The organism is Olegusella sp. (assembly GCF_057238325.1).
Map to the genome: position 1 here is coordinate 52084 of NZ_DBHHGF010000010.1, position 25860 is coordinate 77943.

Sequence of the window (25860 nt, forward strand, 5' to 3'; positions counted from 1 at the left end):
TAGGGGGCCTCTAGCTCAAAGGAACGATGTCGTCGGGGTCCTTAAAAATGTGGTTAGCAGGAACAAAGCCGCGCACGCGCGATAGTGGATAAATACGCGAATGTGCGCCAATAACCGTACCAGGATTGAGGACACTATTGCATCCCACCTCAACCCAATCACCCAACATGGCACCAAATTTGCGTAAGCTGGTTTCAATTTGCTCGTCATTTGCCTTGACTACCACGTTGCTGCGATCGCTCTTGAGATTGGAGGTAATGGCACCAGCACCCATATGAGCATGCCAGCCCAAGATCGAATCGCCAACATAATTGTAATGAGGGACTTCTGCATTATCAAAAATGATGACATTCTTGAGTTCGGAGGAATTGCCTGCCACAGAACCTTTACCCACGATGGCACTAGTTCTCACAAAGGCACATTGGCGCACCTGTGCCTCATGATCGATGATAGTTGGACCCCCAAGATACGCAGAATCAAATACCTTGGCATCGCGGGCAACCCATACCTGTTCTGCGATCTGCTCGTATTCACTGCTTGGCAAAGTGGAGCCCAACTCAAGAATAAAGTCCTTGATACCAGCAAGAGCCTCCCAAGGATATTCAAACTGGGCCAGATAATCTCCCGCAATACTATGAGACAAATCGTATAGGTCCGAAATGCGAGCTTGCATTTTGGGTTCCTTCCCCTTATTCCCCTTACAAAGACCTACTGTACCCAAACCGTAAAAACATCGACTAGTCCTCAGGCTTAATAACTTCAAGTCCACCCATATAGGGGCGCAGTGCCTCGGGAATCGTAATAGAGCCATCGGGGTTTTGGTAATTTTCCATAATGGCAGCCATGGTACGACCAACAGCAAGGCCAGAGCCGTTAAGAGTATGAACAAAACGCGTACCCTTAAACTTCGCTGGATCCTTATAGCGAATGCCGGCACGGCGAGCTTGGAAATCCCAACAGTTAGAGCAGCTGGAAATCTCTTTATAGTTGTTGTAGCTCGGCAGCCACACTTCAATGTCATAGCATTTACGAGCAGAGAATCCGATATCTCCTGTGCAGAGGGTTACCACATGATAGGGCAAACCTAGCAGCTGCAAAATTTGCTCTGCTTCCTCGACCATAGATTCCAGCTGATTTATAGAATCTTCGGGACGAGCAAATTTGACCATCTCTACCTTGTCAAACTCATGCACGCGAATAATGCCACGAGTGTCACGACCAGCAGAACCCGCTTCCTCACGGAAACAAGGAGTAAAAGCTGTGTACCAGAGCGGTAGTTTGGAACCATCTAGGATTTCACCGCGGTGAATGTTGGTAAGCATAACCTCGGCTGTAGGAATCAAATACATTCCACCTGAAACGTGAAAAAGATCCTCATCAAATTTGGGTAGCTGACCGGTACCAAAAAGAGAGTCATAGTTGGTTAGCACTGGTGGCCACCACTCTTTAAAGCCTGCCTTTGCATGGGTCTCTAGCATAAAGTTGATTAACGCGCGCTCCATGCGAGCACCCATACCGCCCAACAAATAAAAGCGCGAGCCAGCAATCTTGACACCGCGATCAAAATCGATCATACCCAGCTCGGGACCTAAATCCCAGTGAGCCTTGGGGGTAAAATCAAACTGCCGTGGCTCGCCCCATTTGCGGACCTCGGGATTGTCGGAGTCATCCTTACCATATGGAACGCTGGGGTCGGGAATATTGGGAATAGCAGCAACTAAGTCAAAGAGCTGCTTTTCCACATCCCCGCGCTTTTCGTCGAGCTCTGCAATGCGATCTTTGTTTGCAGCAACAGCTGCCTTGGCAGCTTCGGCCTCTTCGCGCTTTCCTTCACGCATAAGAAGACCAATTTCTTTGGAACGAGCATTGCGATCTGCTTGTAAACCCTCAACCTCAGAGATAAGAGAGCGGCGCTGCTCATCCAATTCAAAAAACTTTTCGCGGTCCCAGTGAGCATTCTGTCTATCTGCGCAAGACTTGTCTACCGCGTCAGGATTCTCACGAACAAATTTGATGTCGAGCATCGTGTCCCTCTCGTCCTTCTTTTCTTGCAAACTCAAAAACCGCAAGTTTGTATCTCTAGTGCTACATTGCAGCCGACAACCTAGCAATAAAGCCGCGCTATGCTGTCGTGGCATATTCTTTCCAAGTATATACTTGTAGACGTCCAGCACGTCTATGGGCATATATGCTAACAACGAGAACATGCGATTTATACGAGTAGATAACAGATTTTGAGCTGTTTTGACATAGGAGGTTATTCCATGGATGCCGTTTCTCATTTTTTTACGTGGCTCTTTAACGACAAAACCGGAGTAATCTGTCTGCTTTTGGGCGGCGTAGTACTTTTCTTCATCATTGCATGGTTCCTTGAATCCAAGACACGCAAGCAGTATTTCAACCATGCAAAAAGCAAAGATGATTGGGATCTCTTTGACGACGACGATGACTCCGAGAGCGGTTGGTCTGCTTTTGACGAGGATAATAAATAGGTCCGTTGTGTATCTTTCTTAGATGCGTATATACGCGCATAAACAGCTGGTATATCGCATATAAGAAAACATGCATCTGGTTATGGCTCCTATCCACGCCCCAATCTATCCCAACCTCAGGTTGAAACAGCTAATTTGATAAGCCTTCTAGCTGCGTACCTATGCAAAACATGCAGGTAGAAAGTCTGCCGTTGCAACCTCAGGTTGCAACATCTTGGAGCAGAACGCGTGAAAAGCACATGTCCGCACTATCAACTCGTCTTGTAGCAGCGCATCGTAACTGACAGAAGCTACACCTCATTCCACACGAGATGCCAACACACCCTGTTTCATGCCAGATACCAAAAGCCACGGATCGTTTCAACCAACAAGGCTTTGCTTGCCAAACGCCACGTTCTACTTCACCTTTTTTGCCAAAAGCCACACTCTGTTTCACGCGAAAAAAATCTACCTGCGCAAACGTGAAGGCCGTTGAAGAGATATGTGGCTTTTGACATTTTTTCTGAAACAGAACGTGGCGTTTGGCAAGCAGGACTGTGTCATTTGAAGTAATCCGTGGCTTCTGACAAGCAGGGCAGTATCATTTGAAATGATGTATGGCGTTTGGCAGGCAGAGCCGCACTGCTTGAAAGAATGCGTGGCGTTTGGCAAGCAGAACACTATGGAAGTAAGCCGATAGTATGGGCTCGTTGCATAACAAAAGACCCCTCGGAAAGGGGTCTTGGTCGTTCATGGTGCGGGCGAAAGGACTTGAACCTTCATGAGATTGCTCTCATACGGACCTGAACCGTACGCGTCTGCCAATTCCGCCACGCCCGCGTGCGTAGGGATAATACTACGAATACACGCAGATAGCAAGAAACTATTTATCGAAATTCAGGCCCTACAAGGGCGGTAACCTCACCTAACACGCTTTCAAAGCTCACGCCACGCTGCTCAAAGTCTGGCTGATGGCGAGTCATGCACATGGCATCAACAACAAACTTACCCGCAAACTCAACCGCCGCACGCAAGGATTTACCACACATAATCGCAGCTAACAAGCTTGAGGCATAGAGATCACCTGTGCCGTGAATCATAAAGGGCATCAGCTTGCTCTCAACCTCTTCGCCCTCAAAATCGCGACCACACACAAAGTTGCGAATCTTGTTGTCACCACGCACTACGCCCTTGATAACCACATTTTTTGCACCCATCTCAAGCAGAGCATCTGCCAGACGGCGAGTATAGTCAATGGAAACTTCCTGACCCTCATAGCCAATACCCGTCAATATAGATGCTTCCGTCAGATTGGGAACAAGCAAATCTGCTCCATCAACCAAACCGCGAGTGGCGTCGCACATTTCATCGGTATAGGTGGGATATTTCTTTCCCGCATCACCCATCACCGGATCAACAATGCGCAAAGCACGGGGATACTCGTTGTAAATACGCTGGATAACTGCAACTTGCTCGGCAGAACCCAGAAAACCCGAATACACTGCATCTAAATCAATGCCATGAATTTGCCAAGCATCAAGATAACCTTTAAGCATTGAGGTGGTGTCATGCATATAGAACTGAGGGAATCCCGTATGAGCAGAAAAAAGTGAGGTAGGCACTGGACACACATCACAGCCAGCTGCAGATAAAACAGGGATAGCTACTCCAAGTGAGCATTTTCCGTAACCACAAAGGTCGTGGACGGCCGCTATGCGCGGAATGTAGTCTCCAGAACGCTGATACAAAACCAAATCATTTGCGTTTGCCATAATGTGTTTCCTTTCACGTGGACTGATGGACCTACGCTGCAGGACAGAATAACCCAATAGCAGAGCCTATGGCTAGTTTTAATGAGAAAAACTTTTTACTAAAGAGTGGCGTCAGAGGTTTCGCTAGTAGCTGCAGTCTGCTCATCTGTAGGAGTGGCCGCACTATCACCTTGCCCTATGTTGGCAAAAGGCGTATAGCTCGAAGTAATCTTTTTGCGCAGCGCTTCCTGAGTCTTGGCATCCATACCCTCAATCGTGCAATTGTAGCGCACGCCATTTGAGGTGTTTTCCTTGGTCCAGATAAAAGTCATAAAGGGATGGGTCTCGCCGGTTGGCTTGATAAAGTTAAAAAACTGCGAGGTCAGCAAGTTCCCACTGTCATCCATATATACATTCACATGATAAATAACGGTATTAATATTGGGATTCAGCAGCGCATTAACCGAAAGTGCTGTGGCTTGAATCTGAGAACTAGAAAAGCAGGTCAAGACATTTTTTGAAGTGGTATCGCGTACTGACACTTCAACACGATGGGTATGTTGATCGGCTTCTTGAACGGTAAAGTCCTCAGGGAACTGCGTAAAGCCATTACCCCACTCAACGCCGCCACGAAGCGCAGACGCAACAGTTACCACACTTACATCTTGAGAAAGGTTGGCAGTATTGACACGTCTTACCACACCACAGCTCACCTGCGCCAAAATAACCACCACAAGCAAAGTCATCACAAAACCAACGGCGGTTCTGCGAATATGCAGTTCGACATCAGAGCCAGAAGGGTCGGCATCTGATAGTGGGTCGATATCTACGCCATGACCTTTTTCGTGGCGACGCTTGCGCTCACGAGCAGCGCGCTCCCTGTTGCTATGGCCCGTTTCATCTACCGTTGAAAAAAGTTGTTCCGCCTCTTCGTGGCCAAGGGTGCCTTTGGCAGGACGACGCCCCAAAACCGTACGCGGCCTATGTGCCATAACACCCTCCCCCACTCTTTTGACAAGCAAAACTTACCATCGATTATCAAAACCACGACAGCCTAAGTTACCTAGCTTAGACGATGAGCTACCGCATCACAAACCAGGGCACCAACCACAGTCTTTGCATCCTCAATGCGTCCATCAAGCACAGCATCAATAAGCTCCTGCAAAGGCACAAGATCAACGTTAATAAACTCATCAGCATCGGGGTTTGAACCACACATGTGTAAACCTGTTGCCATATAGAGATGAATGAGCTCGTCAGCAAAACCACAGGATGTAGCAATAGTTGTCAAAAAGGCAATCTTGTCAGCTTCATAGCCCGTCTCTTCCAAAAGCTCACGACGGGCACAATCCAGCGGATCCTCACCAGCACCCAACTTACCCGCAGGTACCTCCACTGTCACACGATCGAGAGCAGCGCGATACTGCCTCACAAGACAGATTCGACCATCGTCAGTGAGAGCAACAACTGCAACTGCACCAGGATGGCGCACGACATCACGGATAGCATGGCGACCATCAGCAAGAGACACTTCCATGCGGTTGACATCAAAGATACGCCCGTGCCAAGCAACATCCTCCGAAAGAATGTGCTCCTCAAGAGCGGCATCACGCTGATCTCTACCACCTAGTACCAAATCACGTGCTTCAGGTAAACCAGATCTATGAGCTGTGCCACTACGATCGCCATCATAGGTATATGCCTCGGCTGACTCTAACAAATCAGCCACGCCATTGTTGTTCGCCGTGTTGCCGTTTTTACTATCGTTCTTCTTGCTTGATGAACCCATATTTCAGTCCTTTGTTGATACAAACTTTAGAGGGCACGATGTCCAATATCGCTACGGCACTGCTTGCCTTCAAAGCGGATAAGATTGACTGCCTGATAAGCAAGTTCACGCGCAGCAGCCAAGGTTGGTGCCACCGCCGTCACATCGAGCACGCGGCCACCAGAAGTATATGTACGTCCATCTGCACCAAGGCTGGTGCCCGCCTGATAAACCGTCACACCTTCAAGTTGTTCTGCTTCTTCAATACCGTCGATGAGCTTGCCTTTTTCATAAGAGCCAGGATAGCCTGCACTAGCAAGTACAACAGTCATTGCCCAATCGTCGTTCCAAGAAACCATGGATGCATCAAGTGTACCTTTGTCGCAGGCAATAAAAACATCAACTATGTCTGCCTGCATACGCGGCAGCACTACTTGAGTCTCGGGATCGCCAAAGCGAGCATTAAACTCCAATACCTTGGGGCCTTCGGCGGTGAGCATAAAGCCACCATAGAGACAACCCGAATAGCAAATGCCATCGGTGCGTAGTTGATCGATGACCTTTTGTTCCATTTCACACATTTGGGCAAGTTGCTCGGCAGTCACATTTGGGACAGGAGAATAGGCGCCCATACCGCCTGTATTAGGACCAAGATCGCCATCATAAGCACGTTTGTGATCCTGACTAGTTGCAAGAGGTACCAAAGTTGTACCATCCGTTAGAGCCAGCAGAGAACATTCGGGGCCTTCAAACATCTCTTCGACAACAACCGTTGCGCCTGCATCACCAAACGTCCCATCAAAGCATTCTGCAACACCAGCAAGTGCTTCTTCGGTGGTTTGGGCAACAATAACCCCTTTACCCGCAGCAAGACCATCGGCTTTCACAACGACAGGCCCACCTAGTTCACGTACATAAGTTTCACACTCAATACGATCCGTAAAGGTACGGTATGCCGCAGTTGGCACGCCAGCGCGTGTCATCACGTCTTTGGCAAAACGCTTGGAACCCTCCATTTGAGCTGCTTTTTTGCTAGGACCAAAACAAGCAATACCCGCAGCTCGCACCGCATCGGCTACACCTGCCACCAATGGCGCTTCGGGTCCAATTACCACTAGACCAACCGCGTGTTCCCGAGCAAAACGAGCCACATCCTCAGGGCTGTCTTGACTGCAATCAGCAAGCTCTGCCTCGGCAAGCATGCCTCCATTTCCTGGTGTCACCCACAGTTTGCCAGCACGGGGAGACTCTGCGAGTTTGCGTAGTAAAGCGTGCTCACGGCCACCTGAGCCCAACAGCAAAATGTCGATCGTATTGGCTGCGCTCTCCATGTGTTGTCCTTTCAAAGGCAAATTCTGGTTTGAATAACTATCGATCCACATTACCAAGGAGGTTACTCACTTCCTCGGGTGTAATGAGCGACTGCGGAGCAAATGCAACGCCTGCCGCAGATACACCCACCATAACCACAGAAGTAGGACGTATGGGTAAAACACCTGCACACACATGCTCAAACTCATTGGTATTGAGAGGACGATGCAGTTTGGACAACGTACCTGAATCCACTGACTTTGCCTCAAGAAGAGTCAGTGGGCCTTCATGTTGGGAATAGGTACTCATCTCGCGTGCAAGAATACCCGCAAGCAAATCAACGCTTTCGCTGCGGCGTTCAACTCTGACAGTACCACCAGGGTTAATTGAGGTATAAAGCCAGCCTCCCGACACACGCATGCCCAATGTCTTGAGCGAACGGCGAAGACCACGAATATCGCCTAATATACAAGCACGATCGAGATCAATGCCTGGGGGTAAGAGTGACAATAGACGTGTTTTGCTTGCCATCCCAACAGCACGTTTAATAGCTTCTTCTGCAGACAAACCTGCATTGCGATCAGCCACCAAACGTAGTACCACCAAAGCCAACTGTACCGATACTGCTTTGGTATCAATAACGGTGACTTTGGTGTCCACATACTGTGTTGCTGCCTCAATAGCAGAATCATAGGTACCCACCAGTGCTGCTGAGGGCGCTGGCACCACAATTTCTTTAACACCACGATCGACAAGCTCGTCAAAAGTTGCCTCAAAACTATCGCGACCAGGAGCCGTAACACGTGCACGAGCACGTGCTGCCAATACATCTAACGCATCGTCCATCGTCATATTGCGATCAAGCAGCTCATCTCCAGACAACGACAGGCGCTGAGATACGAGTTCTACTCCCAGCCTTCGACAAAGCTCTGGCGACAGGTCGCAAGCGCTGTCACAAACAATTGCAAAATCTGGCACACTACCCTACTTCCAGTAGCGGTCAATCGACTGATCGCGATCAGGACCAACTGTGATAATCGAAACACGGACACCGGCGAGCTGCTCGAGAAAATCGATATAGTCCTTTGCCTCACGAGGCAGCTGATAGAAATTACGGACACCAGAAATATCACACTTCCAGCCAGGAAGTTCTTCATAGACCGGAGTAGCATGATAAAACACCGATTGATGTTCGGGAACGGTGGTATAGCGAACGCCATCACACTCGTAGGCAACACACACCTTGATGCTATCAAGGCAACCTAGTACATCAAGCTTAGTAATAGCAAGGTCAGTCAGACCGTTGATGCGTGCAGCATAGTTAACAACCACCGCATCGTACCAGCCACAACGACGCTTGCGACCTGTGGTTACACCGTATTCATGACCAACCTTACCAAGCAAATCGCCTGTCTCGTTAAAAAGCTCCGTGGGGAAAGGACCAGAACCCACACGAGTAAGGTATGCCTTGGCAACACCAAGAACTCGGTTGATATTGGTGGGGCCTACGCCAGAACCTGTCACAGCTCCGCCAGCAGTACAGTTAGAAGAAGTAACAAAGGGGTAGGTACCGTGATCAATATCGAGCATGGTTGCCTGAGCACCCTCAAAAAGAATATTCTTACCAGCCTCAAGCTGCTCGTTAAGATAGAGCGATGACTCAACAATATAAGGACGAATACGTGACGCCATCGGCAGGTAGGTCTCACAAATTTGATCTACCGTATAAGTGGGTAAGTCATAGACCTTGGAGAGAATGGGGTTTGTGTAGGCAAGCGCTGCATCAAGCTTTTCGCGGAAGATCTTTTCGTCAAGCATATCTTGGATACGCAATCCTGTACGGTTCATTTTGTCCATATAGCAAGGACCAACACCGCGCTTGGTAGTACCAATGAGGTTCTTACCTAACTTCTTTTCATGAGCCCCATCAAGATCTTTGTGATAGGGCATAACAATGTGCGCATTACCTGAGATCTTAAGATCATCGCAGCTAATCTCAGACTCGGTCAGCATGTCAATCTCGGAGAGCAGAATCTCAGGATCAACAATGCAGCCATTACCAACAATGGGAGTTGTTCCTGGATACATAACACCTGAAGGCACCTGATGCAAAGCGAGTTTTTTGCCATCTGCAATTACCGTATGACCAGCGTTTGCACCACCTGCATAGCGGCAAACCACGTCAAAGTCACCTGCAACAAGATCGGTAACCTTGCCCTTACCCTCATCGCCCCACTGGGTTCCTACGAGCACTGATGCGGGCATATGCCCTCCCTCTTGTTAGCGCCACTGTTTATAAAGAGGCGGCTTTCAGACCAACCTCTTTAGTATAAAGCAGGACAGGCCCAACCCTCATGGAGTGAGCCTGTCACACAGCAGCTGCAGATGCTTGCGTATTGCAACTCTTATTAGTCCCCGCCACCTGCTGGGCGATACACCTCGACAAAGCGTGTTGAATTGGCAAGGAAGGTAAGATCGACTGTGGTCAAAGGACCAGAACGGTTTTTAGCAATAATAAACTGCGTAACGCCCCAGTCTGGACGGTCGCTTCGCTCTGCTTCTTCTTGGGAAGTAGAGCGGTCAAGCAGAATAACTACGTCAGCGTCCTGCTCGATAGCGCCAGACTCACGCAAGTCAGAAAGCTGTGGACGTTTGCCCGTACGACCTTCAACAGTACGATTGAGCTGCGACAAGGCGATAACAGGGATGCTCAGATCCTTTGCCATAACCTTAAGACCACGGCTCATCTCGGAAACCTCAGTCGCACGACTATCCGCACGCGTACGTCCAGGAGGAGGCGAGACTAACTGTAAGTAGTCGAGGATTACTATGCCTTTTTCTTTGTCGTGCAGCAAGCGACGAGCTTTGGCGCGAATCTCAGTGACCGTTGTACCTGCCGTATCGTCAATTTGCACATCTAGTTTTGAAAGCTGGGCGGTTGCTTCCAAAAGAGTTGGCCACTGATTGTCTTGGATGCGCGCGCCACGAATATCTGAAAGTGGAATACCTGCCGTTGCTGAAAGCAAGCGTTGGGCAATCTCTATTTTGCTCATCTCAAGTGAGAAAAAGACAACTGAGGCACCATTTTTTGCCGCATTAATGCAGAGATTAAGAGCAAATGAGGTCTTACCAACACCAGGACGAGCACCAACGACAATCATCTGACCAGCGCGCATACCCTGCAACGCCTCGTCAATACCGCGAAAGCCCGTCTTGACGCCAAAAGCTTCTTCATCGGCAGCAGCCATTTCACCAAGCTGCTCGTAAAGTTCGCCCATTATCTGAGAAAGTGTTGCTGAGTTGTCACGCACGTCCTGACCAGTCACGTCAAAGATTTGCTTTTCTGCATAATCAACAACATCACGCGAGTCTTCGGGTGCATCAAATGCCATTGCCTGAATACGTGCTGAAGCAGAGATAAGACGTCGCAAAGTCGCATCGCGCTTGAGCATCTCAACATGATGCTGCCAACTGGCCAACGCAAGAGAGTTTGACCCTAATTCCACAAGGTAAGAAGGACCGCCTATTTTCTCAAGCTCACCAGCACTTTTAAGATGATCTGCCAAAGAAATTGGGTCTACTGGCTCACTATGGTCGAAAATCTCGGCCATAGAAACAAAGATCTGCTTGTTAGCATGCAAATAAAAATCATCGGGTTCTAGGCTAATCAGACATTCCTGCAGTACATTTTCAGAGAGAATCATTGCTGAGAGAACCGAGCGTTCTGCAGCAACATCTTGCGGCATTGATACATCGCCTGGAAGCGCAGTAAGTGAAAAATCACGTTCGCCCTCTCGACGGCGTCCCCAAGATTGTGTCTTTTCTTTCTCGGGCACGGTGTTCTCCTCTCAAGCGCGACATCCGATAAATGCAAGCGCAGCTGTACATAAATTCACAGCTCAATTGCCTCACTGCCTGGGCAAAGCATAGTACCTCAAGCGCTTAAGCTTTGCAGAGCCAAAAGTACGCAAATAATGTTATCGATACTCTGATGTAGAAACTAATTATCCTCAAGCTGCAGCTTTGCAAGTTTTCAACGTTTTCAACATTTTTTGGACGTTTCGACGAACGGTGTTTTCAACATGTACGGAACTCTTACGGATATGCTCTGCCCACAAATCCAGTCCTGCGATTTTGCATATCACACTCATTTAATTTCCTATTTGCGCAGGTATATCAAATTAAATATTCATTTAAATAAAAAATCCCTCCATTCCGCAGGGGGTCGGAGGGATTTATACGAACGTTCGTTGCATTTCGCATCTTTTTGAATTCTGGGTACTACCTGCAACTTTTGTTGAAATCTGCAGGTAGTCCACTACGAACAAATAGACGCATACAGTGAACTGCTAAAAACTACTCAGCGGTCTCTTCGCTCGTTTCGGTTTCAGCCTCAGTCTCATCAGTTGTTTCTTCGACAACCTCCTCAGCTGCTACCTCAGCCTCAGGACCAACCTGAACGATGACCTTGGCATTGATCTCACGATAGAAGTTGACCTCGATCTCGTGAGCGCCAGCGGTCTTGATGGTACCACCGCGACTAATACGCTTGCGATCAACCTCGACTGCGAGCTGGCTCTTAAGAGCCTCGACAATCTGAGCAGAGGTGACGGAACCAAAGAGCTGGCCGTCCTCACCAATGCGAGCGTCAATGACAATCTTCTTGCCATTGAGCTGATCTTTCAGCGCATTAGCGTCAGCAATACGCTTCTGCTCGCGCTTCTCGATATTGTGCCTACGCTCTTCGAGCTGCTTAATGTTGCCAGGGGTTGCGGGCTGGGCAATCTTGTTGGGGAACAGGTAGTTCTCCGCATAGCCCTGAGCGACCTCAACGATGTCGCCTTCTCCGCCCTTGCCCCTGAGCTCACCCATAAGGATGACTTTCATGGGACGCTCCTTTTCGTTGAATGCTTCCGTCCGCTTAGCCGCGGTTGCGACCACCACGGTTGGAAACCACGGGCACAGCGTACGGGAGCAGAGCCATTACGCGGGCGCGCTTGATTGCCACCGCGATATCGTGCTGATGCTGCGTGCAAGCGCCAGTAACGCGACGGGGCTTAATCTTGCCGCGATCAGTCGTAAATTTGCGGAGAAGCTGCGTGTCCTTATAGTCGATAAAATCGACGTTTTCCTTGCAGAACTGGCAGTACTTGCGATGCATGGGGCGCTGCTCTTCGCGGCGCTGCCTCTGTCTCTGCTTTGCCATTAGATACCTCTTTTCAATTCCTAGAACGGTATATCCTCGTCATAAACGTCGCTGGGAGGCGGCGTCTGGACGGGAGTCGTTTGGGGTGTAGCTGCGGGAGCGGCATAACTACCTTGGTTGTACGTCGGCTGAGGAGCCGAGTAACGCGGCGCAGGTTGAGGCTGAGCTTGGGGCTGCTGCTGTTGGTAGCCACCCTGTTGCTGAGTATTCTGGCGAGAGGAAAGGAATTCCAACTCGTCTACGATAACTTCCAGCTTGCTGCGACGCTGACCATTGGACTCCCAGGAGCTGTAGCTAAGCCTGCCTTCAATGGCAACCTTCATACCCTTGTAGAGGTAGTTTGAAAGCGACTGGGCACGATTACCAAACATAACGCAGTCGACAAAGTTGGCTTTATCTTCCCACTCGCCTTGTGCATTACGACGACGATCGTTGACAGCTACGCCAAAGGTTAAAACCTGCGTGCCACTGTTAGTGCTACGCAGCTCAGGATCACGCGTCAAGTTGCCAGTAATAATTACCCTGTTAATGCTCATTGTTCCCACCTCTCTTGCGAGTCTCCTCGTCCTTCCATGTTTGGTCGGTGCTTAGTCCTTGTCGGGACGACGCATGACCATGTGACGCTTCACATTGTCATTGATACGCAGAACTCGATCGAGCTCAGCAATCTGCGTGGGGTCAGCATGGAAATTGATAAGGATGTAATCGCCCTCGGTGAGGCCGTCGATCTCATAGGCGAGCTTGCGCTTGCCCCAGTCCTCGACGCTGTCAATCACGCCACCATCAGTAGTGACAGCCACCTCGATACGCTTCGAGACGCCTGCGCGAATCTCCTCAGTTGCTGCGGGATCGACAAAATACAGCAGTTCATAAGCCTTCATTTCTTCACCTCCTCTGGACATATGGCCTTGGCAAGTGAAGGTGCCGCCAAGGCAGGAAAGGTCAAGGATTGATAGTATCACAGCCCTAGGTGCTCTAGCAGGACAATTGTGACAAAGCACATCCCACACCTTCCCCACACACGGAAAATAAACCCGTCAACTTGGATTTAGCTTGGATAGTCTCTGTCCTCTAGCTGACTTAAACTGGTACATTCTTTAATCTGCTTGCGTTTATCCAGCTAGATCACCATGTTTTGCAACGCTAAGTGTGACTGACCCAATCCAATGGGGAGAAAATACTTTTTAGGATTTTCTACACTCATAAAAACTTCATAAGTTTTAGCTCACAGATACCCTATATCTCTGCGTTATGAGCTTTTACTATGCTAGTTTTTCTCTTCAAAAATCTTGTTGCTTTCTTGCCAAGTAGGTACATCAAACTTGCGCAACCAAAGCCCTGTTGCACAGGTTTGAATCATCTGAGTAAATGAAAAGCCCAGACTACTGATAAAGGCTGCAATCGCGCAAGGCAGAGCATTTGCGGCGACTAGACGAAGAATGTCAGCTGCGGCGTACAAAATATAGGAAGCTGTAACATCATGCAGCACATCACTATAAGCCAGCATAAGATAGTTATCGCTCAGTTGACTTGCAACAAGGATTAAAATCGCCATCCATACAATGGAAAGAATCAGACCAACTACCAGTTGAAGCACTATGTAAAGCCGGATAAGGTGCAAGGCGCCTTTGTGGTCTGCTTTAATTAATGACCAAATCCTTTTGATTTGCCACCCTGCCTTAAAGTCGTGATAGATGGTGGCATGTAACGCTGCAACAGGAACCAAAAAAGATGCGATAAAGCTCAAGAGTATGCTAAATGTGCTGGTAACAGCTCCACCCTTAAACACTGAAGTAAACAGCAGATTGAGCGCATATACCGAAAGACCTACCCAAAGGGCTCCAACAAAGGCACGCCAGCCTGCAGAGATGCACTCACCCACACGAACTTTTCTCTGTTTTGGTGCGGCATCTACTCCCCAAGCAACCAAACGAGCCCATTCAACAGCATAGCCATGACAGCCTAGTGGTCCTGCAATAGGCACAAAATTTGCCGCCGCCATTACCAATAAAGGTTTAATCCATCCACGGTCATGGCGAAGTAGTGCGAGTGACCTTTTGTAGTAGTGTCCTTCGTCTGTCATTTCTTCTCCTTGACTCGCAACAAAAAAGTCGGTCGCTACTGCGGCCGACCTGACTCGTCTGGCGGAGAGGGTGAGATTCGAACTCACGTACCCCGAAGGGTAAACGGTTTTCGAGACCGCCGCATTCGGCCACTCTGCCACCTCTCCAGATATAGACGTGGCACCCTCAGGTGCCACGAAAAATAATCTGGCGGAGAGTCAGGGATTTGAACCCTGGAGACGCTTTAGGCGCCTACACGATTTCCAATCGTGCTCCTTCGGCCACTCGGACAACTCTCCAGAAATTGTGCAACGGAAAGTATACAAGAAAGCGTTGGTCTGCGCTATCTGTATTTTTTATTTTTGCAGATAGTTTGAGCAAAGCAAAATAAAACCTTGAAAACGTAGGTCATCTTGTAGCTTTTCTCCATTTGTGCTGCTACGTTATGAGCTTGATATCTCACAAGAAAAGCTTTGCCTTCCTTGGTATTTTTGTGACTAAACCTGATAAAGTTTTTAAACCAGATGTGAAGGGAGGCGTCAGTGCTTAATTTTTTCTTTACTCCTTATGGTGGCATGGACGTCTCTACCTTGCCTTTGCCAACATGGCTGGATCTCTCTGCAGTTATCGTAGGTGCCCTTGCAGGCGTTTTTGCCGCCCGACAGCGCAAACTTGACCTTGTAGGCTATGTTGGTCTTGCTATGATTTGCGGTCTTGGCGGAGGATTAATCCGTGACACTATCCTCCAAAAAGGCAGCGTCTACATGATGGATTCTCCTTACGCTATCCCTATGGCAGTACTGACTGGTTTGATTGGGTTTTTCTTCCCTGGAGCTACCAAACGTTTTTCTCGCCTTTACGAGTGGGTCGATATTATGTCGGTATCCCTCTTTGCAGTTGCTGGCGCTGACAAGGCAATCGTGTTTCACACAAGCGGAGCTGCAGCTATCTTGCTTGGCACTATCACAGCTGTGGGCGGCGGTATGCTGCGCGATGTCTTTTTGGGGGAAGTACCCCAGATTTTCCGTCGCTCCAACCTCTATGCAATCTGCTCGGTTGTAGGAGGAGCACTCTACTACAGCATGGTTTGCATGTTTGGAGTACGCAAACTCTGGGCATTGATTATTTCCGTCTTTATTATGGTTGCAATGCGCCGTTGGTCTCTCAAATATAACGTTCTCTCCCCTGACAACATCGACCTCAGTCCTCGGGCCAGCAGAGCTATTCGTGTGGTCTATACCACTGCCAGCAATGAAGGCCGCCGCCGCGCCGAAATCATTATTAAAAAGCCTGGTAGCCATAGACAGTGAGATAGTCTTGTAGTGTCTCCATTCTCCGCAGACGGTTCAAAACCGTCGTCGCAAGCCTTTCACAAACGGCCGCATCGTCCCCGACTCCCACAAACGGTTCAAAAGCGTCGCTCTGCTTCCACAAAAGTGCTGCTCAATTTTTTACTGAGGGTGCTTTATGAACCCGTTGTCTTCCCTTTAATGCAGACGGTTCAAAACCGTACCAAACAGCTCGAGAAACCCCAGATAAAAATTGGCGTAAGGGCACATTTTGAACCCGATGCGAACAAAAGGGTGCTTATTGAACCGTCTGTAGGGATAAGCGTAGGCAAAAGCGCACCTTGAACCCGTTGCAGAAAACACAGATAGCAAGATGCTTCCTGAACTGCTTACAAAGTTATAAAAGCAGATTCAGGAAGCATATCTCCTAGGTGGCTATAAAGAGGTAAGCCAAGCAAAACTTACCGAGCACAACAAAACTTACTTCTTGACCATGCCGTGACGAACGGCCCACTTACGGCGGTCAGTATCGTTGAGAATGCGCTTGCGCATACGAATATGCTTGGGCGTAACCTCAACGAGTTCGTCATCCATGATGTACTCCAACGCTTCTTCCAAAGAGAAGGTCTTGGGAGGAGTGAGCTGCACGGAAATATCAGCTGTCGAGGAGCGTTGGTTGCCAAGGTTTTTGGTGCGAGCAATATTGACTACCATGTCGCCCGGACGACTGCGCTCGCCCACCAGCATGCCTTCATAGCATTCGGTACCTGGTTCAACGAAGAGACTGCCACGCTCCTGCAAGGTACCCAAAGCGTAAGCCACGGCCTTTTCGGTCGACATTGAAATCATGGCACCGTTGTCGCGGCTACCAATGTTGCCAACAAAGGGTCCATACTCGAGGAAGGTGTGATAAAAGACCGCATCGCCATGAGTGACATTCATAATTCGGTTCTTAAGACCCATAATGCCACGCGTAGGAATGGTGAACTCCAAATGCGTCTGGGTATTACCCGCTTCCATACTGGTCATCGTGCCACCACTGTTGCCAAACACCTCAATGACCTTACCAGCAAACTCACCTGGGCATTCAACAACTGCCTGCTCAATAGGCTCTAGACGTTCACCGTCGACGCCTTTTTTGAACAAAACACGCGGACGACCCACCTGAAACTCAAAGCCCTCGCGACGCATTGACTCCATGAGTACCGAAAGGTGAAGAATACCGCGCCCTGCAACCTCAACACCAGTTTTGTCAGGCAACTCTTCGATACGCATGGTGACATTATTTTCAGCTTCTGCCATCAAGCGTTCTTTAAGCTGACGACCACCAACAATATCGCCATCGCGACCTACCAAAGGCGAGGTAGACGCTTCAAACACAATGGAAAGCGTAGGGGGATCAATTTCAATGGGATCAAGTTCAACAGGATTTTCGGGATCGGTGTACACATCACCAATATCAGTCGAATCAATACCCACTACAGCACCGATATCGCCTGCGACAACTTCTTTACACTCTTTGCGACCGAGATAGTCAAAGGTGAACAGTTGCTTGATTTGAGCCATAGCTCGCGAGCCATCATTTTTGACGACAAGTATTTTGTCACCGTCGTGAATGGTTCCGGAATACACACGACCAATGCCAATACGACCAACATACTCAGAATGATCAATGGTGACGCATTGCATTGCCAATGAGCCAGCAGGATCGACATCAGGTGCGGGTAAAGAATCAACAATCATGTCCAACAACGGCAGCATGTCATCATTGCCATCATCAGGATCCAGACGCGCAAAGCCATTCACTGCCGAGCAGTACACCACGTGTTCCATCGCAAACTCAAGCTGATCGTCACTTGCACCTAAATCCATCATCAAGTCGAGGCACGCATTCAAGGCATTCTCAGGATTTGCTCCATCGCGGTCAATCTTATTGATAACAACCATCACAGCAAGACCCGCATCAATGGCATGACGCAGTACAAAACGTGTCTGCGGCATAGGACCTTCTGCGGCATCAACAAGCAAGAGAGCTCCGTCTGCCATCTTGAGTACACGCTCTACTTCACCACCAAAGTCAGCATGTCCTGGAGTATCAATAACATTGATTTTGACGTCTTTGTAATCAATGGAAATATTCTTGGCCAAGATAGTGATACCGCGTTCGCGTTCCTGATCATTGGAGTCAAGAACCCTCTCTTCTACCTGTTGGTTTTCACGAAATGCACCACTTGCTTTCAGCAGCTGGTCAACCAAGGTAGTCTTTCCGTGGTCAACGTGGGCAATAATTGCAATGTTGCGGATGGATTCTTGGAGCATAACTATCCCATCTATCAAGACGGCCGCAAAGCGGCACATTACGTTGGAATGTCGGGCAGACGCCCACATAAAAGCTACAGCAAGGGTTCAACTTCACCAGCAGGCGCAGGCTCGGTCCACTGAAAATCATTGCCCTTTCCCCGCCCTTTTACGTAGCTATAGGCCGAATAGCTTTTATAACCTTTTTCACCAAATTCTAGAAGTAAAGCATCTTGATAGCTGTCGTCGTCAGCAGCAATTGCGCCCTCATAGGCAATGGCATAACGAATAGGCATACCAAGCCCAGCTTCTTTATCTCCTCCATGGTGATTAATCTCTTTGATGCGCGTATAGGCCTCGTCAATTAAAGCTTCCGGGCCATCATCAGCAAGCTCATAGCTCGCAATATTGCCTTGGTCATCTTCTATAACAAGCAGGACACCTATTTCCTCGCCTAAGGCAAGAAGATCTAGCGCATCACCAAAAAGCTCAGACGAAAGTTTGTCTGTCTCAGCTGAGATGCCGTCGCGGCGATTGTTATTGTTAAAACGAGTCATGCACATCTTTTCTTTGAACCTAAAGCTTCTTTGCGATGGTAGCGCACTTGAACAAAGTACGTGCAGCTATAAACAACATGCACTTCTTGACCACAAAAAAGCGCCAGACGCATCTGATGGCTAAGTTTCTGACTTAGATTGTCAACTCATAGCGACTACCAACAAAATACTGACGTCCGATACATAGAGGCGTACCATCGGCAGAAAGAAATTTCACATCTGTACGCAATAAGGGATCTCCAATAGAGATACCCAAAATTGTTGCTTGGTCAGTTGTTGCCTTTACCGCAGATACAGTCCAATCGGCATTGATTGCTGCTTTTTTACCTGTAAGTTCTTCTATCAATTTAAATAAAGATTTGTCTTCAATTTGCATGGTAAGTAAGGGAGATGCCCAAACATACGGCATAAATACATTTTCTTCGCAAACTGCCACACCATCAGCGGTTCTTACACGATGGATGTAAAGAAGCAAATCGTTTTGATCGAGATTAAAAAACTCACATTCATGCGGGCGGATAGGTACAATCTGACGATCGATAGTATGACTACCAGGGATAATTCCAGCTTTACGACAAGTCTCAGAAAAGCTCTGTGCACCACGTGTTTGTGCAAACTTCCGTTCAACATGTGGTTTTCCTACAAAAGTACCACGCCCCTGTTGCTTAATTAGATACCCATCTGAACACAAATCTTCAATAGCTCGCCTTACAGTCATGCGGCTTACATCATAAGTTTGGCTTAATTCAGGCTCTGAAGGAATCCTATCACCACTTTTATATACACCAGATTTAATTGATGTCTTAATATCACTGTAAATTTGCTGATAAAGGGGCACCGATTTTTGAGAGAGAACCATTGAAATTCCGTCCATAAAAATTGTATGAAAGCAAGCTTATGTCAGGGACATAAACAAGGGAGTTCTGTGTAGAGTATACGCAATTTTTTAGCCAAATGAGCTACCTAATACCAGCCGTACTACATCAGTTAAATGATTAATCGATAATTCCGCACCAACTTGTTCGTGTTCAGAAACCTCTTCCGTTCGCAGAGCAACAACATGAGCACCAGCCGCTTTTCCTGCACATATACCAATTGAAGAATCTTCAACAATAACTGTCTCTTGCGCTTTGACTTCAAGTTTTTGCATACACTTTAAGTAAATATCTGGAGCAGGTTTAAAGGCAATACATTCATCTCCGCCTAACACAAAAGAAAGATAACAACCAATTGCTGCACTTTCAACAAACTCATTAATAAGAGGACGAGGTGAAGACGAGGCAATAGCCAATTTAATCCCCAGATTATAAAGCTGACTAAACGTTTGCGGCACATCAGGATTTAAGAGTTTTTTCCATGGTGTAGGGTGTTCCTCTGTATATGCCTGATACGCTTTTTTCAACAGAGTACGCTTTTTCTCGTGAGAAATAAGCTTTTCCCAAATACTGGCATCACTATCCCCTGTAGCATCAGGAAACTTATCAAAATAGATGCCGTGTTCTGCTAAATAGTTCTCTCTCCGTTGTCTATAAAACCCTTCCGTAAAAGCGAGAACACCGTCCATATCAAAGAGTACTGCTTTAATCATCCTGTTACATCCCCAAAAGGGGCGAACATAATGTTCGCCCCCACACAAAACTGCTGGTAGTTAGTATTTTTAACAAGCAAAACAAATATTAATATTCAAGCTTCCACATATAGCGTCGCATGGTAAGCGGATGTTGCCGAGCTTCTGCGATATGCTCGGCAAAAACACGTATAACTGCCGTATGGACAATGGGATTGAAATAGGTAATCACACTTGGAGGAACGGCGGCAGATAACCCATAATCCTTAGCATCAATTACAAGATAGCGTGCATTAAAACGCTGTAAAAAAGTCAGTGCACGAGCATCCATGGGACGGGTTGCACCATCGGCCATAAAGAGGACAAAGTTGTGATTGGAATCAGTTAACTCAAAGGGGCCGTGGAAAAATTCACCTGAATTGAAGTTACCAGAGTTAATCCACTGCATTTCCATCATAAGGAACAGCGAAGTAGAGTACGCTACCTTCTCACTCGCACCCGAAGCAAGAAAATGAATACATTCGTCATCCTTGTGTTTTTGAGCCCAGGTTTCAGCAGCCATGCCAACAGATTGTGCTGCCTTCTCAGCAACATCTCCTACAGCAGCAAAACCAGCAAGCATATCCTCATAATGTGTATAGCCTTCGGTTTGTTGAAGAATTTCTAGAGCCACATCCAGCGCATATGCCATCTTCTCAGTCTTGGCAGCATAATTTACTTCAAAGCCATGCACAATAACGTGATCGACACCCTTAGTTAAAGCAGAGTCTGCAACATGAGTAATCGCTACAACAGGTGCGCCTGCATCTTTTGCAGTTTTATTTGCAACAACGGTCTCAGCTGTTGAACCACCAAGGGAGCAGGTTACTACAAAAGTGTTTGGACCAAGCCAGCGAGGTGTATCCATATTAAATTCATTAGCCGTAAAAAGTTGTACGTTGAGCTTATGTGTATTGTTTGCCAAAAAATATTTGGCTGGATAGAGCTCAGACATTGAAGCACCGCAGCCAACAAACGCCACCGAATCAATCTGATGACTGGACAAAACAGAACTAACAATTTGCTTGGGGGTATCGGTATTGATATACATCTATACATTCCTTTATTTACTACGAGACAAGAGTTCAAAAGAAGACTCTTGCATTATGTATAACGACAAATAGTGCATTGAGACGAAATACCTTAAGCAAGCACTCCAAGTGCAGAAAGTGCTACTCCACCAACGATTGCAATCACAAGTAACCAACCAGTACTGACATTCTTTTTAATGAACCAATACATAAGACCTGTTAACGCTAGCGGAATAATCTGAGGCTGGATCGAATCAAGAATATCTTGAATAACCACGGTGCCATCAGAGAAGGTTAAGGGACAGGTAGCGCCAATTAAGGTTGCAATCATGCCGCCTACTGCCATAAGGCCGACAATACCACAGACATACATCACCTTATCCATAGTGTTGCCACTCTGTAGACGCGATAGATATTGCTGGCCGCCCTGATAACCAAGTTTTGCCGCAAACCAAGTAACAAGAACAGATGGAACTATGGAGATAAGCATCGCAATAACTGGACCCATCATATTGCCTTGTTGTGCCAACGATACTCCGAGACCAAAAGCAATGGTACGGATTGTACCTTGGAAAAATGAGTCACCAATACCAGATAAAGGACCCATAAGAGAGGTTTTAACGGCATTAATTGCATCAGGATCAAAATTATCACGATCCGCAGCGTATTCTTCTTCCATAGAAGAGGAAAGACCGAGTACAAAGGCACTTGTCTGGGGAGTGCAGTTATAAAAAGCCATGTGCCTTCTATAGGCTTCTTTCTTTTGCTCAAGCTGCACAGGATCAGATTCGTCGGGATACAGGCGATCCAGTGTAGGAACCATGCCGTATAGGAAGCCCATATTCATTTGACGTTCGTAGTTCCAAGAGTCTTGAATAGCCCAAGAACGCCAAAACATCTGCCAAATTTTCTTGTTGAGCGTAGTATCTGTAGTTTTAGAAATCTCAGCAGACTTCGCAGCAGTATCAGTAGTTGTCATAATGCCTTCCTCCTTACTCATCATCATCTTCGAGAGGGTCGTAATCGCTTTCCGTACGAGCACCAGCAAAACTCACGTTTTTGCCAAATTTGGTTGAAACCAAAATCAAAGCAAGAATGACTCCAAAAATAGACACCGCAGTAACGCCGAGATTGAGCCAAGCGGCGAGCATAAATCCAAGAAAAAGGAAGACTGCCATACCTTTATTGAGCATCATAGAAAGCAGGAGAGCCAAACCATAAGCGGTAAGAACCTTGCTTGCAACGTTCAAGCCATTAGTAATCCACTCAGGAATCATATTGACGATGCTCTGTACCACATCTGTACCAAGGAATACGGCAAGGAAAATAGGAATGAAATACATAAGTGAATAAAGAATGGTACCAACCACAATATGCATGCGATAAGCAACCTTGAAGTGTCCGAGTTCAATCTGAGCATCGGCCACATGAGTAAGAGCCGCGATAACAGAACGAAAAACAATACCCAATAGCTGGCCCAGAACAGCAATAGGTATTGCAATGGTCATTGCTGTTTCTACGGAAGCACCGGTAAGACACGCAAAAGCAGATGCAACAATACCACCTAGTACCATATCAGGTGGCACCGCTGCCCCCACCTGAACAAGACCCATGCTCACCAGCTCAACAGCCGCACCAACAGCAAGGCCCGTTGCAGGATCGCCAAGAACTATACCCACAAGAGTTGCTCCGACAAGTGGCTGCTCGAAGTTCAATCTACCCAGCAGGCGTGAGTCAAGCATACAAAAGATGCCGATAAGCCCAACGAGGACCGCACTGACGAACGTGTTCATACGCTTTCTCCTTCCAATGTGCTAAAAAAGATGCCAACTCAATCTGTTTGTATAGCTGTCTTTCTCTTTATTTAAATGAGCTAATATCAGTACGCATTTGCGAGGGAGTTTGTTGTTCATAAATTTTGATACCTAAATCAAGAAGTTTTTGAGCATCAGCACGCTCAGAAGCGTCTAAAAAGACAGAGCTATCCTTACCACCTACAGGAATTGCTCCATCATGATTGGCCGCTGCACCAAAATTGAGACTTTCAAAACCTTTACCTTGGTATTGTTGGCAGAACTCAAGCATCTCATGGACATTTCCAAAGATAAGCATGACGTTCTCGCCTAGAGTGTTGAGCTTTTTCATCTTTGCCAAAGCCCGATCAACAGTAAAAACGTTAAGAAAAACGCCTGATGGTTTGGCTAATTTGAGTGCATTTTTCTTTATCTCATTGGTGGCAGCATCGTTGTCCACAACAATAATGCGTTGCGCCCCCACTGAATTAACCCAAGAAAATACAACTTGACCATGTAATAAGCGATAATCAAGACGCACCAAAACAATGTTTGCTGGTCCTCCTTTACCTACATGAGCAGGTTTCTTTTGTAATGGTGTTGGAGTCTCGGTTTCGGTAACAGAAATATCTCGTAACCCCGCACGAGCATCACGAATCATAGACTGTAGATCATCTGAAGAGATTGGATGAGATTCAAGTGCTAGAGACAAAATTAGAGGCATATTCATACCACTAATAACTGTCACAGACGGATTCTCGTTATAAATCTCTACCATTGAATTATTAACGCTGCTCCCAAGCATATCTGTACAGATGTATACCCGATCTGCTGGATCAAAACTTGCAATAAGTGCACGTGCTTTATCAGTCACAGTCTCCTTATCATCACGTTTAAGCGTGATGACATGGATATTATCAACATTCCCAATAATCATTGACAAAGTATCACGAGCGCCCAGCGCAAGTTCACCGTGTGACGCAAGAATAAGTTGGTTCATTCGTTCTCCTCCTAACATTTGTTACGTTACATACGTTACATATGACTATTACATACATAACACCCATAATAAAAAGGGTGACGGATAAGCTTTAGTAGATTCCCTTCCACATATAACGACGTGTCATATAGTCCTTCTGAGTAACTTTTGAGAGCGCACGCATATACACGTTGTTAAGAATTGGAGAGAAAAGAAGATGATTGAAGTATTCTGAGATGCTAGTATCAAAGTCATATAGACCAATCTCAGCAGCATCTAACATATATACTCGTTCGCCACCATGTTTCTTGAGAAATGTTGCGGCACGTTCGTCTGCAGGACGACAACGTCCTGCAGAAATGAGTTGAAATACACTTGTTTGTTTATTAAGAGTTTCAAAGGGCCCATGAAAGAAATCACAACTATTTGTTGTCACAGAGTCTATCTGAAGCATTTCTTGAATATTACAAATTGAAAATACGTATGCTGCACCAAAACTAGGCCCACAAGCAAGAACATTAATAGTAGGTTTATCTGCATTCATCTGAGCCCATTTTTGTGCAAGAGGAGTAATGTGCTCTACTGCTTTGCGATATATGGAATCAATGAGATCAAAAGACTTTATTGCGGAGGTATACTCTGCATATCCTTCTAATTGCTCAACTAAAGTCATAGCAATCATAAGTACAATTGCTGAGTTTGTATGACCCATATTGCTTGAATCTATAGCAAGACTGTCATATGAGATGTTGTAGTCACAAACTTTAGTCAAATCGGATTCATCTACATAAACACCAATTGTTGCGGCACCAAGTTTTCTTGCAATACGAGCCGCATTAATAGTTTCAGGTGTACCACGCATAGACACCGCAACAACAAGAGTAGTTTGATCTACAAAAGCAGGAGTTGCATACACGAACTCATTACTGGTAAAGACATAAGAATTAACTGTATGCGATTCATGTTCCATAAAATACTGAGCTGGATAGTTACCACCGTTTGAACCACCAGCGCCAATCCAAACAACGCGATTAATACCACCAGCTTCTTGCCTCGTCTTAAGAATATTTTGCACCACATGGGCAATATGCTCCTGCTTGGTCATCGTACACCTTTCTTTTCTCTATGGACCGTCACTATATATATACATATAAGACGTTATATACGTCTAGATATTATGTATGAGTGGTGGTTTTTTTGGTGCAGACGGTAGTTATGCTAATGAGATTGATACGTTGTGACCTTCAATCGTGTAGAAAATTCGTTGCATTCTACCTGCAATTATTAAGAGATAATAAGCACTGTGTCTCTGCTTATATATCCAAAATTCAGATGCGCTACCCTGCTTGCCAAACGCCACGTTCTATTTCAGAAAAAATGTCAAAAGCCACGTTCTATTTCAAAGGACCTGACGTTTCCGCAGGTAAATTTTTTGGGCGTGAAGAGATACGTGGCTTTTGGCTAAAAAAGTGAAGTAAAACGTGGCGTTTGGCATCTGGTGTGAAACAGAGTGTGGCGTTTGGCAAGCAGGTCAGCACGAGTATGAAATAGGATGTGGCTTTTGGCACTGGGCAACGTGGCTTCTGGCCTAGATGGTGGATTATCTATCACTCCGTATCACTCACTTAAACAAGAAAAAAGGCCAGAGCCGAAACTCTGACCTGTTACTTGTGGTGGAGACAATGGGGTTCGAACCCACGACCTCAGGCTTGCAAAGCCCGCGCTCTCCCAGCTGAG

The 25860-nt window shown here is 46.9% G+C and carries 25 protein-coding genes and 3 tRNA genes; 2 read left to right on the top strand and 26 right to left on the bottom strand.

Annotated features, from left to right (window positions below):
- Positions 1 to 10 precede the first annotated feature (10 nt).
- Entirely contained in the window at positions 11 to 673 is a 663-nt protein-coding gene (locus ACO5JD_RS07665) for an LbetaH domain-containing protein (RefSeq protein WP_021625214.1), read from the bottom strand.
- A 64-nt stretch (positions 674 to 737) separates the two neighbouring features.
- Positions 738 to 2024: a serine--tRNA ligase gene (gene serS / locus ACO5JD_RS07670; protein WP_484988926.1), complete on the bottom strand. Its 1287-nt coding sequence runs from the start codon at positions 2022 to 2024 to the stop codon at positions 738 to 740.
- Positions 2025 to 2264: 240 nt separating this feature from the next.
- Here serS and ACO5JD_RS07675 point away from each other — a divergent pair, with 240 nt between their 5' ends.
- On the top strand, positions 2265 to 2492 hold the full coding sequence (locus tag ACO5JD_RS07675) for a DUF6724 family protein (protein ID WP_021625216.1): 228 nt from the start codon (positions 2265 to 2267) through the stop codon (positions 2490 to 2492).
- A 732-nt stretch (positions 2493 to 3224) separates the two neighbouring features.
- Here the strand turns inward: ACO5JD_RS07675 and ACO5JD_RS07680 are convergent.
- From ACO5JD_RS07680 to ACO5JD_RS07750, 15 genes are all read right to left on the bottom strand, one after another.
- Positions 3225 to 3311, bottom strand: a tRNA-Leu gene (locus ACO5JD_RS07680).
- Between the two features lie 47 nt (positions 3312 to 3358).
- Positions 3359 to 4243 carry a bifunctional hydroxymethylpyrimidine kinase/phosphomethylpyrimidine kinase gene (locus ACO5JD_RS07685; RefSeq protein ID WP_035437905.1) on the bottom strand — a complete coding sequence of 295 codons (885 nt, stop codon included), beginning with the start codon at positions 4241 to 4243 and terminating at the stop codon, positions 3359 to 3361.
- 98 nt (positions 4244 to 4341) lie between these two features.
- The gene (locus ACO5JD_RS07690; protein WP_484988892.1) at positions 4342 to 5214 is read right to left on the bottom strand and encodes a hypothetical protein; all 873 of its coding nucleotides are present in this window, start codon (positions 5212 to 5214) and stop codon (positions 4342 to 4344) included.
- A gap of 71 nt (positions 5215 to 5285) precedes the next feature.
- A complete protein-coding gene (locus ACO5JD_RS07695; RefSeq protein WP_021625221.1) occupies positions 5286 to 6011 on the bottom strand; it encodes an NUDIX domain-containing protein in 726 nt (241 codons plus the stop codon).
- A 26-nt stretch (positions 6012 to 6037) separates the two neighbouring features.
- Entirely contained in the window at positions 6038 to 7321 is a 1284-nt protein-coding gene (gene purD / locus ACO5JD_RS07700; protein ID WP_484988894.1) for a phosphoribosylamine--glycine ligase, read from the bottom strand.
- A gap of 37 nt (positions 7322 to 7358) precedes the next feature.
- Complete coding sequence (locus ACO5JD_RS07705; RefSeq protein ID WP_484988896.1) at positions 7359 to 8279, bottom strand: DegV family protein; 921 nt, start codon at positions 8277 to 8279, stop codon at positions 7359 to 7361.
- Positions 8280 to 8285: 6 nt separating this feature from the next.
- Positions 8286 to 9566 (bottom strand): adenylosuccinate synthase, encoded by a 1281-nt coding sequence (locus ACO5JD_RS07710; protein WP_484988898.1) that lies wholly within the window; start codon positions 9564 to 9566, stop codon positions 8286 to 8288.
- A gap of 143 nt (positions 9567 to 9709) precedes the next feature.
- On the bottom strand, positions 9710 to 11047 hold the full coding sequence (dnaB, locus tag ACO5JD_RS07715; protein ID WP_484988928.1) for a replicative DNA helicase: 1338 nt from the start codon (positions 11045 to 11047) through the stop codon (positions 9710 to 9712).
- A 610-nt stretch (positions 11048 to 11657) separates the two neighbouring features.
- A complete protein-coding gene (gene rplI / locus ACO5JD_RS07720; RefSeq protein ID WP_484988900.1) occupies positions 11658 to 12188 on the bottom strand; it encodes a 50S ribosomal protein L9 in 531 nt (176 codons plus the stop codon).
- 34 nt (positions 12189 to 12222) lie between these two features.
- The gene (rpsR, locus tag ACO5JD_RS07725) at positions 12223 to 12507 is read right to left on the bottom strand and encodes a 30S ribosomal protein S18 (RefSeq protein ID WP_021625227.1); all 285 of its coding nucleotides are present in this window, start codon (positions 12505 to 12507) and stop codon (positions 12223 to 12225) included.
- 20 nt (positions 12508 to 12527) lie between these two features.
- Entirely contained in the window at positions 12528 to 13043 is a 516-nt protein-coding gene (locus ACO5JD_RS07730) for a single-stranded DNA-binding protein (protein ID WP_484988902.1), read from the bottom strand.
- A gap of 51 nt (positions 13044 to 13094) precedes the next feature.
- Positions 13095 to 13388 carry a 30S ribosomal protein S6 gene (gene rpsF / locus ACO5JD_RS07735; RefSeq protein ID WP_035437913.1) on the bottom strand — a complete coding sequence of 98 codons (294 nt, stop codon included), beginning with the start codon at positions 13386 to 13388 and terminating at the stop codon, positions 13095 to 13097.
- A 386-nt stretch (positions 13389 to 13774) separates the two neighbouring features.
- Entirely contained in the window at positions 13775 to 14590 is an 816-nt protein-coding gene (locus tag ACO5JD_RS07740; protein ID WP_484988904.1) for a DUF4013 domain-containing protein, read from the bottom strand.
- A 59-nt stretch (positions 14591 to 14649) separates the two neighbouring features.
- Positions 14650 to 14737 (bottom strand) — tRNA-Ser (locus ACO5JD_RS07745).
- 41 nt (positions 14738 to 14778) lie between these two features.
- Positions 14779 to 14869: transfer RNA gene (locus tag ACO5JD_RS07750), tRNA-Ser, on the bottom strand.
- A gap of 243 nt (positions 14870 to 15112) precedes the next feature.
- Between ACO5JD_RS07750 and ACO5JD_RS07755 the strand changes: the two genes are divergently transcribed.
- Positions 15113 to 15880 (top strand): trimeric intracellular cation channel family protein, encoded by a 768-nt coding sequence (locus tag ACO5JD_RS07755; RefSeq protein ID WP_484988906.1) that lies wholly within the window; start codon positions 15113 to 15115, stop codon positions 15878 to 15880.
- Between the two features lie 459 nt (positions 15881 to 16339).
- Here the strand turns inward: ACO5JD_RS07755 and typA are convergent, their stop codons facing one another.
- From typA to ACO5JD_RS07800, 9 genes are all read right to left on the bottom strand, one after another.
- Positions 16340 to 18178 carry a translational GTPase TypA gene (typA, locus tag ACO5JD_RS07760; protein WP_484988908.1) on the bottom strand — a complete coding sequence of 613 codons (1839 nt, stop codon included), beginning with the start codon at positions 18176 to 18178 and terminating at the stop codon, positions 16340 to 16342.
- A gap of 74 nt (positions 18179 to 18252) precedes the next feature.
- A complete protein-coding gene (locus ACO5JD_RS07765) occupies positions 18253 to 18714 on the bottom strand; it encodes a hypothetical protein (RefSeq protein ID WP_484988910.1) in 462 nt (153 codons plus the stop codon).
- A gap of 133 nt (positions 18715 to 18847) precedes the next feature.
- Complete coding sequence (locus ACO5JD_RS07770; protein ID WP_484988912.1) at positions 18848 to 19588, bottom strand: GntR family transcriptional regulator; 741 nt, start codon at positions 19586 to 19588, stop codon at positions 18848 to 18850.
- Positions 19589 to 19660: 72 nt separating this feature from the next.
- On the bottom strand, positions 19661 to 20302 hold the full coding sequence (locus ACO5JD_RS07775; RefSeq protein WP_484988914.1) for an HAD family hydrolase: 642 nt from the start codon (positions 20300 to 20302) through the stop codon (positions 19661 to 19663).
- Positions 20303 to 20390: 88 nt separating this feature from the next.
- Positions 20391 to 21371: an SIS domain-containing protein gene (locus ACO5JD_RS07780; protein ID WP_484988916.1), complete on the bottom strand. Its 981-nt coding sequence runs from the start codon at positions 21369 to 21371 to the stop codon at positions 20391 to 20393.
- Positions 21372 to 21463: 92 nt separating this feature from the next.
- Positions 21464 to 22330: a PTS system mannose/fructose/sorbose family transporter subunit IID gene (locus ACO5JD_RS07785; protein WP_484988918.1), complete on the bottom strand. Its 867-nt coding sequence runs from the start codon at positions 22328 to 22330 to the stop codon at positions 21464 to 21466.
- Between the two features lie 13 nt (positions 22331 to 22343).
- Entirely contained in the window at positions 22344 to 23144 is an 801-nt protein-coding gene (locus tag ACO5JD_RS07790; protein ID WP_484988920.1) for a PTS mannose/fructose/sorbose/N-acetylgalactosamine transporter subunit IIC, read from the bottom strand.
- A gap of 67 nt (positions 23145 to 23211) precedes the next feature.
- Complete coding sequence (locus tag ACO5JD_RS07795; protein ID WP_484988922.1) at positions 23212 to 24144, bottom strand: PTS sugar transporter subunit IIAB; 933 nt, start codon at positions 24142 to 24144, stop codon at positions 23212 to 23214.
- A gap of 91 nt (positions 24145 to 24235) precedes the next feature.
- A complete protein-coding gene (locus ACO5JD_RS07800; RefSeq protein WP_484988924.1) occupies positions 24236 to 25228 on the bottom strand; it encodes a sugar isomerase in 993 nt (330 codons plus the stop codon).
- Positions 25229 to 25860 lie beyond the last annotated feature (632 nt).

Excerpts from the sequence above, each read along its gene's own strand:
- ACO5JD_RS07665 (WP_021625214.1), bottom strand. The coding sequence starts at position 673 with ATGCAAGCTCGCATTTCGGACCTATACGATTTGTCTCATAGTATTGCG.
- serS (WP_484988926.1), bottom strand. The coding sequence starts at position 2,024 with ATGCTCGACATCAAATTTGTTCGTGAGAATCCTGACGCGGTAGACAAG.
- ACO5JD_RS07675 (WP_021625216.1), top strand. The coding sequence starts at position 2,265 with ATGGATGCCGTTTCTCATTTTTTTACGTGGCTCTTTAACGACAAAACC.
- ACO5JD_RS07685 (WP_035437905.1), bottom strand. The coding sequence starts at position 4,243 with ATGGCAAACGCAAATGATTTGGTTTTGTATCAGCGTTCTGGAGACTAC.
- ACO5JD_RS07690 (WP_484988892.1), bottom strand. The coding sequence starts at position 5,214 with ATGGCACATAGGCCGCGTACGGTTTTGGGGCGTCGTCCTGCCAAAGGC.
- ACO5JD_RS07695 (WP_021625221.1), bottom strand. The coding sequence starts at position 6,011 with ATGGGTTCATCAAGCAAGAAGAACGATAGTAAAAACGGCAACACGGCG.
- purD (WP_484988894.1), bottom strand. The coding sequence starts at position 7,321 with ATGGAGAGCGCAGCCAATACGATCGACATTTTGCTGTTGGGCTCAGGT.
- ACO5JD_RS07710 (WP_484988898.1), bottom strand. The coding sequence starts at position 9,566 with ATGCCCGCATCAGTGCTCGTAGGAACCCAGTGGGGCGATGAGGGTAAG.
- dnaB (WP_484988928.1), bottom strand. The coding sequence starts at position 11,047 with ATGCCGCAAGATGTTGCTGCAGAACGCTCGGTTCTCTCAGCAATGATT.
- rplI (WP_484988900.1), bottom strand. The coding sequence starts at position 12,188 with ATGAAAGTCATCCTTATGGGTGAGCTCAGGGGCAAGGGCGGAGAAGGC.
- rpsR (WP_021625227.1), bottom strand. The coding sequence starts at position 12,507 with ATGGCAAAGCAGAGACAGAGGCAGCGCCGCGAAGAGCAGCGCCCCATG.
- ACO5JD_RS07730 (WP_484988902.1), bottom strand. The coding sequence starts at position 13,043 with ATGAGCATTAACAGGGTAATTATTACTGGCAACTTGACGCGTGATCCT.
- rpsF (WP_035437913.1), bottom strand. The coding sequence starts at position 13,388 with ATGAAGGCTTATGAACTGCTGTATTTTGTCGATCCCGCAGCAACTGAG.
- ACO5JD_RS07740 (WP_484988904.1), bottom strand. The coding sequence starts at position 14,590 with ATGACAGACGAAGGACACTACTACAAAAGGTCACTCGCACTACTTCGC.
- typA (WP_484988908.1), bottom strand. The coding sequence starts at position 18,178 with ATGCTCCAAGAATCCATCCGCAACATTGCAATTATTGCCCACGTTGAC.
- ACO5JD_RS07765 (WP_484988910.1), bottom strand. The coding sequence starts at position 18,714 with ATGACTCGTTTTAACAATAACAATCGCCGCGACGGCATCTCAGCTGAG.
- ACO5JD_RS07770 (WP_484988912.1), bottom strand. The coding sequence starts at position 19,588 with ATGGACGGAATTTCAATGGTTCTCTCTCAAAAATCGGTGCCCCTTTAT.
- ACO5JD_RS07775 (WP_484988914.1), bottom strand. The coding sequence starts at position 20,302 with ATGATTAAAGCAGTACTCTTTGATATGGACGGTGTTCTCGCTTTTACG.
- ACO5JD_RS07780 (WP_484988916.1), bottom strand. The coding sequence starts at position 21,371 with ATGTATATCAATACCGATACCCCCAAGCAAATTGTTAGTTCTGTTTTG.
- ACO5JD_RS07785 (WP_484988918.1), bottom strand. The coding sequence starts at position 22,330 with ATGACAACTACTGATACTGCTGCGAAGTCTGCTGAGATTTCTAAAACT.
- ACO5JD_RS07790 (WP_484988920.1), bottom strand. The coding sequence starts at position 23,144 with ATGAACACGTTCGTCAGTGCGGTCCTCGTTGGGCTTATCGGCATCTTT.
- ACO5JD_RS07795 (WP_484988922.1), bottom strand. The coding sequence starts at position 24,144 with ATGAACCAACTTATTCTTGCGTCACACGGTGAACTTGCGCTGGGCGCT.
- ACO5JD_RS07800 (WP_484988924.1), bottom strand. The coding sequence starts at position 25,228 with ATGACCAAGCAGGAGCATATTGCCCATGTGGTGCAAAATATTCTTAAG.